Source organism: Bradyrhizobium murdochi, assembly GCF_000472965.1.
In the GTDB taxonomy this organism is placed as follows: Bacteria; Pseudomonadota; Alphaproteobacteria; order Rhizobiales; family Xanthobacteraceae; genus Bradyrhizobium; species Bradyrhizobium murdochi.
This window is the reverse complement of the sequence record NZ_AXAU01000002.1, coordinates 30,889-47,364: the sequence shown is the minus strand read 5'-3', so window position 1 is coordinate 47,364 and position 16,476 is coordinate 30,889. Positions and strand designations below refer to the sequence as shown.

The window sequence follows — 16,476 nt, the reverse complement described above, 5'->3', positions numbered from 1 at the left end:
GAAAATCTCGAAAGAGGCTTGTTCAGATCAGGAAGACTTCTTCGGCCAGAAAGGCGCCGCCTGCGCGAGATCGGGCGGATAGACGGTGACGGGCACACCCGACTGCCACTGCACGACCACCACGCCGGCGCCGACCCGACGGCCCTTTTCATCGAACTTCAACTGGCCGCCGGGATAGTGTTTCGAGGGGCCGCCATCCATTGTCCGGAACGCTTCCGCAACCGCGCGCCGATCGGCCTTGGCGGCCTTCTCGAGCGCCAGCTTCATCAGCCACATGTCGCCATAGGTCGAGATGACGTTCTGCGTCATCCAGGGCTCCTTGTACTTGGCCTTGAGCTCGGCGATCAGCTCCTCATGGCCCTTCGAACCCCAGTTCGCGACGACCGTCATGATGCCCTGGACAACTTCGGGGCTGACGCTTTGCAGCATGTCGGGTTCGGCAATCGTGATCGAGAACGAGACGGTGGGAATCTTGCCCTGGCCCAGCCCGAACTCGTTGATCTTCTCAAGGCCGAGTTTGGCGTCGGATACCGCATTGGGCATGAAGAGCAGCAGGTCGGGACGGGCAGACCTAACCTTCTGGATCAGCGGCGTGGCGTCGGAAAGCGGCGGCGTCCAGACTTCCTCCAGGATCAACTGAAGGCCTTGCTGCGCGAAGATCTTTTCCTTCAGCGCCTTCGCGGTTGCAACCGACGTCGCGGTATTGTCCATCAGCATCGCCACCGTCTTCGGACGCTTGCCCGATGCGTTCTCGGCGAGCTTCATCAACTCGGGCAGGCCGAGTTCTGACTGCCGGCTTGCAGGTGCCGCGGTCTGGAAGATGTATTTGAAGCCACGCTCGGTGAGCAGATCCGAATAAGACAGGGTGAGCATCGGCAGTTCGGCGCGCTCCGTGACCTCGGTCACCGCCAGCGTGAAGGAACTGAGATACGATCCGGTCGCGGCGACCAGATCGGTCTCCTGCGCCACCATGCGCTGTGCGGCGTTCTTGGCTTTTTCCGTGGTATCGCCGCAATCGATCACGACCAGCTTGAGCTTGGCGCCGCCGAGCGACTTGATGCCGCCCTGCGCATTGATGTGCTCGATGCCCATCTCCGCGCCCATGCGCATCACTTGGCCGGGGCGGGTATAGATGCCGGAAAGCGGCACGATCAGGCCGACCTTGACCTCGGCCGGCGCTTGCGCCCGCGCGATCGTCGAAAGGCCCATGGCGGCCGCGCCGGAAAGTACGGTCCGGCGCGTGAGCGACGTTTTGGACGCCTTGTTGGCTTCTCTTTGCTGGCTCATTTTTCCTCCCAATGGCTTGTTGATCGTTTGTTGTCACATGCCGAGATAGGCCTTGCGCACGCGGTCATCCGCGCGCAGGGTTTCGTTGTTGCCTTCGAGTGCGACGCGGCCGGCTTCGAGGACGTAGCCGTGATCGGCGGATTCCAGTGCTTCCGCCACGCGCTGTTCGACTAGTAGAATTGTCAGCTTCGACTGCCGGCGAATCTCGATCAGCCGTTCGAAGATGAAATCGGCTACCGTGGGCGCGAGCCCCATCGAAGGTTCATCCAGCATCAGAAGTTTGGGCGAAGACGCCAATCCCCGGCCGATCGCCAGCATCTGCTGCTGTCCGCCTGACAACGTTCCCGCGAACTGGTCGCGGCGTTCGGCGAGCACGGGCAGCCATTCGAAGATGCGCTCGATGTTGCGCTTCCAGTCGCGGTGGCCAGCTTCGGTCATCGCGCCCATTTCCAGATTTTCCGTCACGGTGAGCGAGGGAAAAACCTGGCGGCCTTCGGGAACATGGGCGATGCCGAGATGGGGCCGTCGCGCGGGATGGACTGACAACAGGTCGGACCCCTCGAAGGTGATCGTACCAGCGCTCGGCCGCACGATTCCGGAGATCGTCTTGAACAGCGTGGTCTTGCCGGCGCCGTTCGGGCCGACGATCGCGACGAACTGGCCCTGCTCGACCTTGATCGAGACGCCATTCAGAACCGGAATTGCCGAATAGCCGGCGGTCAGCCGTTCAATGTGGAGCATGGGCCACCCACTTCTTGCCGAGATAGGCCTCGATGACGCGGCTGTCGCGCGTGACGGCTTCCGGCTCGCCCTCCACAATGACCGCGCCATGGTCGAGAACGAGGAAACTGTCGACCAGGCGAACCATGGCCTGCATGGTGTGCTCGATGATAGCGATCGTCATGCCGTCGCGGGCGAGACGCTGGATCACCGCCACGACCTCGTTGGCTTCGTCATGCCCAAGGCCCGCCAGCGTTTCGTCAAGTAGCAGGATTCGAGGCTGCCCGGCGAGCGCGCGGGCCAATTCCATCAGCCGCAGCTCCTTGGTCGTGAGCTCGCCGGCGATGCGGTCGGCAATATCGGACAGGCCGACGCGCGCGATCGCCTCGGTCGCCAGCCGCCTCGCTTCGGCGTCCGTCCTGGCGCGGACGTACGCGCCCACCACGACATTGTCCGAGATCGACATACGCAAGAACGGACGCATGATCTGGAAGGTCCGGCCGATACCGGCCTCGCAGAGCTCGTGCGGCTTGCGGCCTGACATGTCGCGCCCGTCGAGGAGAATCTCGCCGGTGCCGGGTCGCAGGAATCCGTTCAGCAGGTTGAACAGCGTGGTCTTTCCGGCGCCGTTCGGACCGATGATTCCAAGGATCTCGTTGCGCCGCAGTTTGAAACTGACGTTCTGGACGGCTTTCAGCCCGCCAAAGGAGCGCGACAGGTTGCGGACTTCGAGCACCACTTCGCCCACGCCCCTGGATCGTTCCGGACGGGACGGATTGGCGATGGCGGCAGCAGGCTGAACGGGCGCGCTCGGCGTCGCCACAGCGGGTGAGGTTACTCGTTTCCGCAAGAAATCGCGCAGTTTCCAGAACAGTCCCTCAGGCGCAACCAGGATGACCGATATGATCGCGAGACCGAAGATCACGCCTTGAATGCCTGGAAAGCGCGAGCCCGCCTCGGCGTTGAGCGTTTCGGCAAGCGGGATCAGGATCACGGAGCCGATCACCGGTCCCCAGACCGTTCCGACCCCACCGAACATGGCGACCGTCAGCGCCTGCGCGGAAACCAGCATGCCGAACACCGATTGCGGGGTCACCATCAGCAGCACGACGGCATAGAAGGCGCCGATCGCCCCGGCAATCGCTCCGCTCAGGGTGATGGCGCGCAGCTTCCAGGCCAGCGTGTTGATGCCGGCTGCTTCGGCCGCGGCTTCGTTCTGCTTGATCGCCAGCAGCGCCATGCCGAACCGCGATTTTTCGATCAGCCGGGTGAGCAGGATCGTCGCCAGCATCATGGCTAGCGCCAGCAATGTGTAGAGACGGGGATCTGCAAATTGCATGTAGGCGATCGGATTGTCGCGCTTGATCGGCAACGTGACTTCCTGAAAGCCGAGCCATTCGAACACGTAGAGAATGGCGAGCGGATAGGCGAGCATCGCCAGCGCGAAGTAGTGTCCCGACAGCCGGAATGTCGGAAATCCGATCAGGAACCCGGCGATGCCGCCAAGCATGGCCGCAATCGGGATCAGCATCCACGGCGAAAGATCGAAATAGATCTGACCGAGCGCAGTGGTGTAGGCGCCAATTCCGAAGAACGCGGCGTGGCCGAACGAGATCAGGCCGGTGTAGCCGCTGAGCAGATTCCAGGACAGGCCGAACACCGCCCACACCGGCACCAATGTCATCACCAGTTGGTAGTACGAATTGGTGACGCTCAGCGACAGCACGGCATAGAGCGCGGTGAAGGCCAGAATGGGGAGGAGCGATCGCAGGTTCTGCATCGTCACGTCCTCTCGACCATGCGTCCGAAGAAGCCTTGCGGACGGAAGAAGATGATCAGGAGGAAGACGACGAAGATCGCGGCGTTCTGCAGTTGCGTCGGCAGCACCAGCGTCGACATCTGCTGCACCAGGCCGATGGTCATGCCGCCCCAGAAGGCGCCGATGATGCTGCCCATGCCGCCTAGCACGACACCGGCATACATGACGATGACGTACTCGACGCCGACAAAGGGATGAAATGGATAGTTGGTGGCGAGCAGGCCGCCGGCAATCGCTGTTATGCCGGTGCCGAGCGCGAAGGCAACGCGGTGCGCGCGATCGACGTCGATCCCCATATAGGTTGCCGCCGTCGGATTATCGGCTGCGGCCCGCAGCGACTTTCCGAGCCGTGATCGCGTGATCAATAGGGTCAGCAGTATCATCGTTACCAGCGAGACCACGGCATCGATGCCGCGCGCTTTGTTGACGAAGACACTGATGTCATTGAACAGCGGCCCGAGCTCCCAGGCCGAGCTCGATAGCGGTGTGCGGATCGACGCCAGCACCGAGCCGAATACGATCAGGCCGCCGTTCTGCAGGATCAGCGCGATCCCAAGCGTCAGAATGAGCTGGGCGTAGTGACCTTCACCCTCGAGGGAGGTGGTGCGCGTGCCCGATACGCGCGAGATCAGGACGAGATGAATCGCGTAACCGAACACCGCGAGGATTGGACCGGCGAGAAGAATCGCCACGAACGGCCCAAAGGCGTTGCCGAAAGTGGCCTGCACGCCAAGCGCGGTGAAGAAATAGAACGCCGCATACATGCCGAGCATCATGAAATCGCCCTGGGCGAAGTTGATGACCCGCATGACGCCGAAAATCAGGCCGAGCCCAACACACATCAAGCCATAGACCGCACCGATCAGAAGTCCGGCGGTCAAGGCCTGCAGAAAGCCCTCCAGCGCTGCTGTCACCGCTCACCTCGCATCGCGCGGGAGGATGTGGATCGTGGGCTTGCTGCCGGCACCATCGGCTCTGGTTTGTCCATCGCATCCCCCATTTTCTTGTTCTCAATCATCATTGATGCTGGCCGGAGCAGCCGCTCCGCTGGTTCAAGCCGGCACTGCTTGGCGATGACGCCGCTGTCTGGGAGCCGTTCGCAACCGTCGACAAGCTCCTCCAGACGGTGCGCGCGATTGCCGCCGATGGCGTCCGTGGCGGCCTGCCGAAAGCGGGTGCGGATTTCCTGCGGCGTGGCCGCTATGACATTGTCGAGGCGTTGCCGGATCGTCGTTCCATTGCGCAGGCCGACCGAGACTTCGGCGCCCTGCTGCGCCGGAAAGGCGGCGGTGAAACTGGAATCGCTCTGGAGCTCGGTCCGCTCGACCAGACGCAGGATTTTGGGGTCATTGATCGCTGCGTCATTGGTCTCTTCGATGGCACCGCGGGCAAGCACCGCAGCGACGCTGAAGGGAATGCTCATCTTGGCTTGCAGCGTGTTCCGGTAAGGCCCCCGGGGATCGCAGCCGGGATAGCGCGCCGCCGCATCGGGGACGAGGATCGAAACCGCCTCGATCTCTTCCGGATTCTTAAGCTCACGAGCCGCCCGCAGCGCGGCCTGCGCGGCGGTTTGCGCAAAATTGCAGGCAGGCACCGGTTTGTTGTAGACCGCCATGATTTCCGGCTCCGAGCCTGCAAACAACCGAATGCCGGCAGGCGCAGCCTGGCGTCGGTAGGCCGCAAACAATCCAGCTTCGCCTTCGAGGATGGTTTCCGAGGCGGCGGCGCCAGCTTCCGCCAGTTCAATCGCCGCGATGGCGTTGCGGGCGGCAAAGCCCGGATGGAAATACATCTCCGAGCCGCCGGCATGCGGCCACTCGTTCAGGCCCGACGATGTATTGGCGGCAATCGAAACCGCGCTCGTCGCAGCATCTTCGGTAAGACCAAGCGCACGGCTCCCCGCGAGGGCTGCTCCCAACGGTGCGACCAGGCCGGTCGGCCGATAGAGGCGCGCCAGATGGGCGTTGAAGAGGGCTCGCCCGATCTGCGCGCCGGCCTCATAGCCGACGATCGCAGCGGCGAGCAGGGTGGCGCCAGACAGCGGCGTTCGCTCCGACAGAGCGAGCAGCGTCGGCCAGATCACGACTCCATGATGGCAGATGCTTGCAGAGTGCATGTCTTCACGCACCAAGCCATGGCCGAGCGTCGCGTTGGCAAAGGCCGCGTCGCCTGGCGTCGCAAGCTTGCTTGTCCCGATGATGGTTGCGCCGTTCTCGGTGTGGCGTGCGATGCCGATCGCCTGCCGGCTCCACGGATGATGACGCGCCTCGAATGCGCAGGAAAGAAAGTCCAGAAGGCAAATCTTGGCCTTGGCAACGACGCTTTCCTCCAATCGGACGAGATCGACCGCAAGCGAAGCGCGGGCCAGTTGCCGCGCCAGAGGCGTCTCGTTCGATCCGCTCGACCCGATTGTCATTGCAATCGTTCCTTGCTCGACTTTCCCAAATCTTAGCCGCGCATTTCCACACCGGCCCACTCTTCAAGGACCTTCGCGATCGACGTGAAATCGGATGACGCGCCATGTTTGGCGTTGGTGATGGCAAGCATCTGCCGAACCACGGATCCGCACACCATCGGCACACCCATAGCCTCGGCTTCATCGATGCAGAGCCGAACGTCTTTGTAAGAAAGGCCGGTGGTGAAGCCGAAATCGAACGTGCCGGGAAGCACCGCGCGCGGGAACTTGTCTTCGGACGCGCTGTTGCGGCCGCTGCTGGCATTGATGATGTCGATCAGCACCTTGGCGTTGACACCGCCCTTGACGCCCATCGCAACCGCTTCCGACGTGATCACCAGGGCGGCCGCCGCCATCAGATTGTTGGCGAGCTTTGCGGTCTGCGCCGTGCCCGGTTTGTCGCCGGTATAAAACAGCTTTCCGAAGTGTTTTAAGATCGGCTGCACCGTCTCGTAGGTGTCCTTGGGGCATGACACCATGACCGCAAGTGTGCCGTTCACCGCGCCCTTGATGCCGCCGCTGACCGGAGCATCCACCAAAGTCAGGTTTCTGGGTTTGAATCCTTCTGCGATCAGTTTGGCCGCACCAGGGCCGCTGGTGGACAGGTCGATCACGATGCGGGCGCGGTTTCCCGCAATGATTCCGTCAGGCCCTAGTGCGACGGCTTTGACGATGTCAGGGGTCGGCAGGCTCGCCAGCACGATATCCGCCGACGAGGCAACCTCGGCAGGCGATTTTGCAAGGCGTGCACCGCGCGCGACGAGCGGCTTGGTGGCCTCGCACTGCGTGTCGTAGACGCACAGGGTGTAGCCGGCTTCTATCAGTCGCCCGGCCATCGGCCCGCCCATGCGGCCCGTTCCCACGAAGCCGATCGTCTCTCCCGCCATCGTCTCGCTCCCTGTCGCACCGCCTTAAGGCGGGTGTTCATTGTTCTTGCTGCGGCAGGGCTCCCGGCCGCGTTTCATCGAATGTCCGGATTGTCAGTCAATCTGTCAAGCATAAGATTCTTGTCGACACGCCACGGTGCGCCGGAATAGGGTCGGAAAAACGAGGTCCGAGGAATTCGCTCCGTGCGACAAGATGAAGCGCAAGGCGCCAGCACAACGCTCGCCGATTTCGTTGCCGGCATCGCGTGGACGGATGTCGCGGCGCAAAGTCACGAGGCGAAACGCTCGATCCTGAATTTCTTCGCGACAGCGCTTGCGTCGGCGAATGATCCCGCCGTTACCGGCGCGGTGCGGACGCTATTGCCATTTAGCGGCGCTGCGACATCCACGATCATCGGTCGTCCGGAACGGCTCGATGCGATGGGCGCGGCGTTCGTCAACGCCATTTCGGCCAACCTGCTCGATTTCGACGATACCCATCTCGATACGATCATTCATCCAGCGGCGCCGGTCGCAGCGCCCGTGCTGGCGTTGGCGCAAGCGCGAGGGTTTTCGGGGCAAGCCGTTCTCACCGCATTCATTCTCGGCGTGGAAGTCGAATGCCGCGTCGGCAGCGCAGTATCGCCGGGACATTATGCGCGTGGCTGGCATATCACATCGACCTGCGGGGTGTTTGGCGCCGCCGCAGCCTGTGCCTGGTTGCTCGGGCTCTCGGCAGGCAAGATCGCAGATGCGATCGGAATTGCGGCCAGTCAGTCCGCGGGGATCGTCGAAAGTCTCCCGACCGCAGCCAAGAATGTCAGTGTCGGCAATGCGGCGCGCAATGGCCTGTTCGCGGCGTTGCTCGCAGCCGAGGGATATTCCGCTTCGCCGCGGGCCATTGAAGGGCAGCTCGGCTGGGCTCGCGCCATGGGAGACGAACCCGATGTTGGGCGTCTGACGGGCCGTCTCGGCAAGACTTGGGAGATCGCGAAGAATACGTACAAGCCCTATCCGGCGGGCATCGTGTTCCACGCCGTAATCGACGCCTGCTTCAAGTTGCGGGCAGAATTGCACGGGCGTCTCGATGATATCGGCTTCATCACGGTGCAGGGCTCTGCGCTCCTGCTGGCCCGCGGCGACCGTCCGGTTCGCAACGAACGTGACGCGCGGGTCAGCATTCATCATTGTGCCGCCTGCGCGCTGTTGCTGGGTGCTGCCGGTGTCGCCGAATTCTCGGACGCGATCGTGTTTCGACCCGACATCGCGGCCTTGCGTCAGAAGGTAACAGCGGTGCTTGACGCCTCGCTTGCAGATGGCGCCGCGCGCGTCACGATCCAACTGACGTCCGGAGAGACGTTCAGCGAGGTCGTGATGGCTGCAAAGGGCAGTCTTGCCGATCCGTTATCGGATGGCGATATCGAAGCGAAGTTGCGCGATTGCGCGCGACTGGGTGGAAGCGATTGGGATATCGATCGCATCATCGACGACGTTTGGCGTCTCGACACGCTTGCTGATGTCTCGAGCCTGATGAGGACGCGTGGCTGAGCCGCGCTGCTTGAAAGACCGTACTCCGACAATGGAAGGAACCGATGATGACTGAGTTGTTCGACAAGGGGTTGAAGGTCCGCAAGGAAGTTCTTGGCGAAGAGTACGTCAACAAATCCATCGCAGGCGCCGACGATTTCACCCGGACGATGGCGGAGTGGTCGACCGAGTTTTGCTGGGGGGCGTTGTGGACGCGGCCCGGACTCGACCGCCGCACCCGCAGCATCGTCAATCTTGCGATGCTGGGAGCGCTAAACCGGCCCCACGAACTGAAGCTGCACGTCAAGGGAGCGCTGAAGAACGGCCTCACCAAGGACGAGATCAAGGAGATTTTGCTTCAGGTCGCCGTGTATTGCGGCATTCCCTCAGGGATAGACGCGTTCCGAAACGCGCGGGAGGCATTCAACGAAGTTGAAACGAAATCCTGACCATGGCCGAGCAGGAATACGAACTCTTTGCCATCCGCTATGCTACTCGCGATGCGCGGCGGAGCGAGCATTTCATCGGTGGCGATCCGCATGATGGGCCAATGCCAATGGACTATTTCATGTGGGTGGCGAGGGGCGGAGGTCGTACCTTCGTCATCGATACCGGGTTCAACGCGGAAGTATCGAACAAACGAAAGAGGACGTTCTTGCGTTGCCCGGTGGAGACGCTCGGCGCGTTCGGCATCAATGCGACCGAAGTCGAGGATGTCATCCTGACACATTTGCACTACGACCATGTCGGCAATTTCGACCGCTTCCCCAACGCGCGATTCCATCTGCAGGAGCGCGAACTGACGTACGCCACGGGGCGCTTTATGCGATATCCGAGGTTATCGCATTCCTTCGAGGTCGATGATATCTGCGGGATTGTACGGCTGAACTATGCGCGACGCATCTTGTTCTATGACGGCGATGCCGAGCTCGCTCCCGGGCTTACGGTACACGCGGCCGGCGGCCATTCCGCCGGGCTTCAGTTCGTTCGGGTCGGGACCCGCCGAGGATTTGTCGTACTCGCCTCCGATGTCAGCCATTTTTACGAGAACATGGCTGCTGAACGTCCGTTTGCGACCGCGCTCCACATCGGCGAAATGCTTGAGGGCTTCGACCGCCTGCTGGCACTTGCGCCGGACGAAAGCCATATCGTTCCAGGGCACGATCCGCTGGTGATGAAGCTTTATCCGTCCCCGAGCCCGCAGCTTGAGGGCGTCGCCGTGCGGCTTGATGTGCCGCCATCAGCCGCCGCGCCCGTTCGCGCCGACTATCTTTCGCGGCACTAGCCTGACTTCTGGAGAACGGCGTCCACGACGTTGTGCGCGAACGCGATAGCGATCGCAGTGTCGCGGAATGGAATTCGCCGATCGGGGAACAGGGTGATGGCGACGCAAGCGTCATCACTCGGTGCCCGCTCCGAGTTGAGCTATGGTTAGAGGCCGGCCGTCAGCTCCGCCGCTCTTAGTCGCAGCGGCGCTCCTTGCGCCTGATCATGCGGCCATCGTCCCGTTCAACCGTGGTGGTCACGGTACGACAACGTTGTCCTGGACCGATGGTAACACCGCCTGGGCCGACGCCTACTGTGGTGCCGGACCGTCGGCGATGGTCCCTATCGTAATCGTAGTCGCGGTCCCGCCCGACCTGAACGTCGACGCCTTGGGCCTTAACCGGAGTGACAAGCGGAGCAGTCGTCAGCACCGTTGCGGCAGCCGCCACCGTAATAGCGATTTTCATCATGTGACAGTTCCTTCCTCTTTGTGATTGAAGAGAACGGGCCGGGGCGCGGAGTGTTCCACCGAGGCAGCCGGGTGCGAGTTGGCAATGGCGCGGGGGAAGCTGCCCCCGCTGTTGCGGCGCTAGACCTCTTGGAGGGCGTCGAACTCGTTGCCCCTGGGTGCGCTGGCTCTCAATCAAGGTTCGGATGAGGTGAAACCGGGCGGTCGGGAAGCACAGTCTCCGACGCAAGTTTCGGCACTGTCTTCCTTGGTGAAGGCAACGCTCAAGCTCAGAACTCTTTTTGAGGGAGACATGCGGCAGTCTGCTGCGGACAGCCACGGCTTGATGCGTGGTATTTATCTGAGTGCGCGCTCCGCGCTCGCATCATGGAGTCGAGCCGCTGCAGCCTTGCTCCGCCGGCAGGTCCTCGGCATTGGGGTCGCCCGGTGCCGTCGCCCAGGCCAGTTCGACGAGCGTCACGATCCGTCGACCGGCACCGTCGAGCTGGCAAACGATGAGACCCTGCTCCTCGATGTAGGTCAGCAAACGCCGCGCACGGCGCAACGAATGTGACCCATAGGCGCGGGCAATCGCTGCATCGCTTGGGCAGGGCCAACCTTCCTTCGCGGCGCGGGCGATCATCATGAAGACGCCCTGCATATCCTCCGGCAGAAGTGAGGCGCGGACCGAGACATCCTGCCACCCGTCATCCTCTACCATATCGGAGCCGAGCCCGGCGCGGGCGCGTGTCAGCATGCGACGGAAGTCACCTAGATCCGGCACGGCCGAACCGAGGCCCTCTATTCGGCAGCGCACCACGAACTCCTGATAGAGGACGCCGATGGCGCGGAATCCAGCCTCGGGTTCCGCCATGACGGCGCACAGAATACGGTCCACGCGCTCGCGCCGCTCCGCCAGTTCCTCAGCGCCGAGCGGCTGCTCCATCGCTTCGGTACGGATCTCCAGCGCCGCGGCCTTCGCCGCCATGAGCTGGCCGAGGAGGTCTGGCGGCGAGCGGCGCTGGGGTCGATTATTCTCCGGCGGTGGCGCTGCCAGGATGATGGCGCGTGCATCCGGTGTCGCTTCCGGCAGAGGCATCAGGCGCGGGGTCGCGTTGCGCGGCGCAGTGTCCGTTGGACCAATGCGCAGCCCCAGCGGACGACGGGAGAGGGCCGGTCCCAGCGCCATAAATTGTCCACGCTCCAGATCCCGGAAGGCCTCTGCCTGTCGCCGTTCCATGCCCAGAAGGTCGGCGGCGCGCGCCATGTCGATATCCAGAAATGTTCGGCCCATGAGGAAATTGGACGCCTCAGCCGCGACGTTCTTGGCGAGCTTCGCCAGTCGCTGGGTGGCGATGACTCCCGCAAGCCCGCGTTTGCGGCCACGGCACATCAGATTCGTCATGGCGCCGAGCGAGAGTTTGCGCGCCTCGTCCGAAACCTCGCCGGCGACGGCCGGCGCGAAGAGCTGGGCCTCATCCACCACCACCAGCATCGGGTACCAGTGGTCGCGGGCGACCTCGAATAGTCCGCCGAGGAAGGCAGCGGCGCGCCGCATCTGGTTCTCGGCATCGAGCCCCTCGAGATTGAGCACGGTGGAGACGCGATGGATGCGCGCTCGCTCGCCGGCGACCTGCAGACCCCGCTCGGTATGGTCCTCGGCATCGATCAGGAGGTGGCCGAAACGCTCGGAAAGCGCCACGAAGTCGCCTTCGGGGTCGATGATGGTCTGCTGCACCCAGGGGGCACTCTGTTCCAGCAGCCGACGCAGCAGATGGGATTTGCCTGAGCCCGAATTGCCCTGCACCAGCAGGCGAGTCGCCAACAGTTCTTCAAGGTCCAGAGTCGCCGGGACGCCTGCCGGCGTGTGTCCCATCTCGATCGCAACGGTCATGTCTCGACTCAAAATCTTCCTAGGCGGGCGGGCTTAACAACCCGATCGCAGCCCGTCGAGCGCCGAGGGCCGACCACTCGGTGTTCTCCACGGCTGGTCGAGCGCCATCAGCCCAGATGGATGCCGACCTAGCACGCTTCACGCAGGCGGCTGCCGAAGTTGTGGACGAAGGATTTACGGCGAGCGCGTGAGCGCGGCGAGATCGACATGGTTCGGTCTGCGACCTGTATCGACAACGACGACAAGCGCATGGCATTCGTCGAACGGCCGATTTTGGCCCAAAGCTGCCCGACTCGACGGGACGGAGTTTGCCTCGCTTCGCCTCGAAGGGAGCGTGCGGCGCTTGCTCAGCGCCGTTTGATACCGATTAGCAATGGACTGATAGACAGCAGGGCGTCCTCATAGAGGCATCCTCCGCCAAGTGTTCGATGCGTTTATCGCATCCTGTTCTGATCGTTTATGGCGCGAGAACGGTACGATGCTTCGGATATATCGGCGCGGGCTCCGCGGCTGGGAACGGTTCGCGCTATTTTCTTTCGACGTGGGCACGCGACGCTGATTTCTGTCAACATCCCGCTCCTGGATGCCGTGCTTGCCGGCATGATCGAGCCACTCACGGAATATGCCGACGTCAAGGCCGCGCTGCTCGATGTGGCCCGCGCCGTGACCGCTTGGAGAAGATACTCGCAATGGCGGAGATGGTGAACGTCGACCGCCGGTCCGACGACAGCGAGGACGGGGACGCCAGCAAGGCAGCCGACGACTTCGACGACTCATTCTGGCAGCATCGCTATGGAACGTTACCGAGCTTGAGGAGATGGAGTAGCGAGTAATCTACCATTCCGCATGTCACCCTCTATGGACGTCGAAATTCCAGATCAGATCTCGAATCGATCCTACTCATGATCGTGAGAGCCGCATCATGAGTGATTGGAGGTCTCAATAGGAATCTATGACGATCGATGAACTGTTTGCGCCCCGCGAACTGATGCAAGACGTCCTCCGCGCGAAGCTGAAGGCCAAAAGAGCCGAGCTCAAGCGTAGATTCTCAATCAGCCGTCGAGCGATGTAGGGCCGCCGAAGTTTCGCAATCCTTAGTCACTTATTCAGACGCGCAGCTCATTGCTGACGGGAGGCGGGGCGGCTGCTGGATGGACCGGCTCTTGGCCGCGCTTTGCCGCCTCCGCTGATCGCACCATTTCTCTGAGTTTCTGAACTTCAGCCATTCGGTCGTGAAGATCGGTCGAGATTTGCAAAAGACGATGTGTCCGTACTTCAACCGGCTGTTTCATGTTCTACCCCTACGCCCGCACACACCTGACAATATCAGGCTATTCTTTCTTGGTCGTGACAGTCTGTATTCAGGTTCACATAAGGCGGATAATACCTCGGAGAACGTTTCTCGTCGCCTCCGGACAAGAATGCGCCCGCTGCTCTCTCTTAAAAAAAGCCGCCGGTATCAAAATACTCGTCCAGCGGCATCTTCGTCCTAAACTGAACCGCTTAAATCACCAGCGGCACCTAACAGCAGAAACCGTGCCAGTCGCCGGTGTTCACAGTACAACTACTGAGCCCGATACTGATGCCGCTTTGACACATCTCGCCAGCAAGGCTTCGCGCTCGGACCGGCGCGAAAGAGAGGACCCAGCCCTGCTGAGGCCGTCTTTTCCAGACAGCAGGCGAAGGCTAACTGGCTGGCCCGAGTAGCGCGTCAACACGACCACGACTGTCGCGATCGCAAACGCCCCAAGGCACCGGCACGGCCGCGATCTTGATCTTATTCGCATCGGAGGCAGCGCATGACGCATGCTGATGCCTAGCTCTTGGATCTGGCTGAGCGCTATCTGTCGCGCACAGGCTACGCCGTGTCGCCGCCAGGCATGGGGTTCTCTGCGAGCGATCGAAGCACGCTTGGATATTGGCGCATCAGTTCCGTCCGCGGACTTTAAGGCCTTCCTCTAAGCGGTCTATGCAGCCCCTACGGCGATTTTCTCCAAGCCCAGGTGTTCGCATGGTAGCGCGGAGGGGGCAGATCCGCCGACGCCGTTTCGTTCCGGGCCGATGCCGACCAACAAAATGGAATTCAGCAGATTTCGAGAGACGAGATGAAACTGAGGTCGGCAAGCCTGGCAACAATAACGCCTTGGTTATAGCTCTCGCCGGCCTGAACGGCACGCAGCGCGAATGGCGGAGGCTGAATTAGGCGTCCGCCCGAAGCCGAATAGGCGGCTTAGTTAGGCGGACTATGGGACCGCATGTGGCGCAATAGCAGCCGATCGGGTGCCGGCCTTCACGAATGACCATGGCATAGTGCGGTCTATACAGCATTACGCCCCGGCATTAGTAGCAGGATGGGTGCGCAGGACGCTGGCCGCTTGCTTGGCCGTACCGCTCGTGCTGCCGACCGATTGCTGCGCCTAATCCTAAGTTTGCGAGGCGGCGATCTTTTCAAAGGAAAGAGCAAGCCGGTGACTTCCGCTCGCAAGCGAATTAGCTCTTTATATTGTATCCTTAGATCATTATTTTGACAAGGTAATTCTATGTCGCGGTTGCGCTTTGGCATAACTCAACCCCTACATAACTAAAAACAAAATGCACAAATACCTAAACAAAATTCTGGCTAGTTCCGCAACGGGAACCAGTTGTGAGCCTTTTTGGCCGCGATTTTACTTTACAAAAAACTCACTGTGCTTTTTACCTCACTTTAATCTGAAAGCAAGCGTTGGTTTATTATTCAGATAACGGAGAAATAACGGAAGACTGTGCATGAGAAAACGATGATGGAGTTGGTCATGAAACGAATCGATCTCGATCGGATGAGTACCGACGACTTATGGACCCTGCATGTTGAGGTCTCTCAATTGTTGCAGCAAAGAATCCAGGCGGAAAAACTGCAGTTAGAAGAGCGTCTGAAGCTGCTGGAAGCCCCAGTATCAGGGCGCCGGGCCTACCCCGCGGTACCCCCGAAATATCGCAATCCTGATCAGCCGTCCGAAACTTGGGCCGGACGTGGCAAGCAGCCGCTTTGGCTGGTAGCGCAGTTGCGCTCGGGTAGGCATATCGAGGATTTCAGAATTAAGAAGGCGGTCAATAGACGATAGGCCGCCGTCCGATAAGGCTAGCTCTAAAACCTGGTGCAAACGCAACGCCTTCTGAGTTGTACCGTTCGAACCACGCTTTCGCTACCTCCGCGTTTGCGAACATGTTGAGATATACCTTGTCCCCCGCCAGTGGCTTGCGAGTGTCGACGTAGATCCACACTGTCATTGGATTATCTCCAGTTCGCGTTTGAAGCTGCGACAGATCACAAACAACACGGGATTCAGACCGCCGGTTGCTGGCTGCAAAAACCTGTCGGAGCCGCCGATCAGTTGTGCTTGCATGGGCGACGCATGGATGGTCAGGCGTCGCATAAAAAAACTTTGAGGCTCATCCGCTGGCGGGTGACCAGCCAATATGTTCAGCATATGATCGCAGCGGAAGTTCGCTCATCTGCAGATCGCAGCGCCTGCGCGACTTGCGAACGACGCATCTCGCCAACGTGATTTTCCGTTCGCGCTGCATCGCACACACGGTCACGAGGAAAGTCGCACCAAGCGGCCAACTGTTTGCACCGCATAAATGCCTTGATATCGGCATCTGCACGTCAAGATTTGAGCTGCAATTTAAATACGGGCAGTTAGGTTCGTGAGTGGGGAATTGGGAGCGATCCATGACCACTTTGCAAGCCGTAGCATTTGGAGCCACGCTCGCGTGGATGCCATCTCTTATCATCCTGGCAGTTTCGCTATGGAATGTTCGCGAGCTCGATGGAATGGAATAGCCGGGCAGTTGCCGAATACCGTACATTGGCCCTCTATCGAATCATAGAACTCCTCATTACAATTGATAGTCGTTTCGACTCATGATTGTGGGGGCGCGTCATGAACAGCGAATGGGAATCTATGACGATCGATGAGCTGTTTAGGCTCCGCGAGCAGATGCAAGACGTCCTCAGCTTGAAGCTGAAGGCCAAAAAGGCCGAGCTCGAGCGTAGATTGCAGATTCTCAACCAGCCGTCGAGCGATGTAGGGCCGACGAAGTCTCACAGTCCTTAGTCGCTTATTCAGACGCGCAGCTCATTGCTGACGGACTGCAGGCCCGCTGCTGGATGGACCGGCTCTTGGCCGCGCTTTGTCGCCTCCGTTGATCGCG

Annotated in this window: 14 protein-coding genes and 2 pseudogenes; 5 read left to right on the top strand and 11 right to left on the bottom strand. The window is 61.0% G+C overall.

Annotation, left to right across the window (positions count from 1 at the left end; all coding sequences use genetic code 11):
• Positions 1-27: 27 nt before the first annotated feature.
• Genes YUO_RS0107785 through YUO_RS0107760 form a run of 6 tightly spaced genes read right to left on the bottom strand, consistent with a single transcriptional unit; the run spans position 28 to position 7,168 of the window.
• Positions 28-1,287: an ABC transporter substrate-binding protein gene (locus tag YUO_RS0107785; protein WP_028346754.1), complete on the bottom strand. Its 1,260-nt coding sequence runs from the start codon at positions 1,285-1,287 to the stop codon at positions 28-30.
• Positions 1,288-1,320: 33 nt separating this feature from the next.
• A complete protein-coding gene (locus tag YUO_RS0107780) occupies positions 1,321-2,028 on the bottom strand; it encodes an ABC transporter ATP-binding protein (protein WP_028346753.1) in 708 nt (235 codons plus the stop codon).
• The gene (locus tag YUO_RS0107775; protein WP_028346752.1) at positions 2,015-3,787 is read right to left on the bottom strand and encodes a branched-chain amino acid ABC transporter ATP-binding protein/permease; all 1,773 of its coding nucleotides are present in this window, start codon (positions 3,785-3,787) and stop codon (positions 2,015-2,017) included. Before YUO_RS0107775 ends, YUO_RS0107780 begins: the two co-directional genes overlap by 14 nt.
• A gap of 2 nt (positions 3,788-3,789) precedes the next feature.
• The gene (locus YUO_RS0107770; RefSeq protein ID WP_028346751.1) at positions 3,790-4,728 is read right to left on the bottom strand and encodes a branched-chain amino acid ABC transporter permease; all 939 of its coding nucleotides are present in this window, start codon (positions 4,726-4,728) and stop codon (positions 3,790-3,792) included.
• Positions 4,729-4,736: 8 nt separating this feature from the next.
• Positions 4,737-6,242, bottom strand: a complete 1,506-nt coding sequence (locus YUO_RS40090; protein ID WP_083754513.1) for an MmgE/PrpD family protein — start codon at positions 6,240-6,242, stop codon at positions 4,737-4,739.
• Positions 6,243-6,274: 32 nt separating this feature from the next.
• Positions 6,275-7,168: an NAD(P)-dependent oxidoreductase gene (locus YUO_RS0107760; RefSeq protein ID WP_028346750.1), complete on the bottom strand. Its 894-nt coding sequence runs from the start codon at positions 7,166-7,168 to the stop codon at positions 6,275-6,277.
• Between the two features lie 183 nt (positions 7,169-7,351).
• Here YUO_RS0107760 and YUO_RS0107755 point away from each other — a divergent pair, with 183 nt between their 5' ends.
• Genes YUO_RS0107755 through YUO_RS0107745 form a run of 3 tightly spaced genes read left to right on the top strand, consistent with a single transcriptional unit; the run spans position 7,352 to position 9,959 of the window.
• A complete protein-coding gene (locus tag YUO_RS0107755) occupies positions 7,352-8,695 on the top strand; it encodes an MmgE/PrpD family protein (RefSeq protein ID WP_028346749.1) in 1,344 nt (447 codons plus the stop codon).
• Positions 8,696-8,739: 44 nt separating this feature from the next.
• A complete protein-coding gene (locus YUO_RS0107750; protein WP_028346748.1) occupies positions 8,740-9,123 on the top strand; it encodes a carboxymuconolactone decarboxylase family protein in 384 nt (127 codons plus the stop codon).
• A 2-nt stretch (positions 9,124-9,125) separates the two neighbouring features.
• Positions 9,126-9,959 carry an N-acyl homoserine lactonase family protein gene (locus YUO_RS0107745; protein WP_035726281.1) on the top strand — a complete coding sequence of 278 codons (834 nt, stop codon included), beginning with the start codon at positions 9,126-9,128 and terminating at the stop codon, positions 9,957-9,959.
• Between the two features lie 175 nt (positions 9,960-10,134).
• Here the strand turns inward: YUO_RS0107745 and YUO_RS0107740 are convergent, their stop codons facing one another.
• The 3 genes and pseudogenes from YUO_RS0107740 to YUO_RS0107735 form a co-directional block, all read right to left on the bottom strand.
• Positions 10,135-10,410 (bottom strand): hypothetical protein, encoded by a 276-nt coding sequence (locus YUO_RS0107740; RefSeq protein ID WP_028346746.1) that lies wholly within the window; start codon positions 10,408-10,410, stop codon positions 10,135-10,137.
• A 175-nt stretch (positions 10,411-10,585) separates the two neighbouring features.
• Positions 10,586-10,676, bottom strand: a pseudogene (locus YUO_RS46070) (transcription elongation factor GreA); the annotation flags it as partial.
• Positions 10,677-10,773: 97 nt separating this feature from the next.
• Positions 10,774-12,282, bottom strand: coding sequence for a helicase HerA domain-containing protein (locus YUO_RS0107735; protein WP_028346745.1), 1,509 nt, complete (start codon positions 12,280-12,282; stop codon positions 10,774-10,776).
• 549 nt (positions 12,283-12,831) lie between these two features.
• On the opposite strand from YUO_RS0107735, the pseudogene YUO_RS48635 reads away from it, so the two are divergent.
• Positions 12,832-12,987 (top strand): annotated as a pseudogene (locus YUO_RS48635) (CbbQ/NirQ/NorQ domain-containing protein); the annotation flags it as partial.
• A gap of 401 nt (positions 12,988-13,388) precedes the next feature.
• Here the strand turns inward: YUO_RS48635 and YUO_RS46060 are convergent.
• Positions 13,389-13,574: a hypothetical protein gene (locus YUO_RS46060; RefSeq protein ID WP_156908537.1), complete on the bottom strand. Its 186-nt coding sequence runs from the start codon at positions 13,572-13,574 to the stop codon at positions 13,389-13,391.
• 1,500 nt (positions 13,575-15,074) lie between these two features.
• Between YUO_RS46060 and YUO_RS0107710 the strand changes: the two genes are divergently transcribed.
• Positions 15,075-15,383, top strand: coding sequence for an H-NS histone family protein (locus YUO_RS0107710; RefSeq protein ID WP_051379364.1), 309 nt, complete (start codon positions 15,075-15,077; stop codon positions 15,381-15,383).
• 162 nt (positions 15,384-15,545) lie between these two features.
• On the opposite strand, the gene YUO_RS46055 is transcribed toward YUO_RS0107710, so the two are convergent.
• Complete coding sequence (locus YUO_RS46055) at positions 15,546-15,749, bottom strand: hypothetical protein (protein ID WP_156908536.1); 204 nt, start codon at positions 15,747-15,749, stop codon at positions 15,546-15,548.
• Positions 15,750-16,476: the final 727 nt, after the last annotated feature.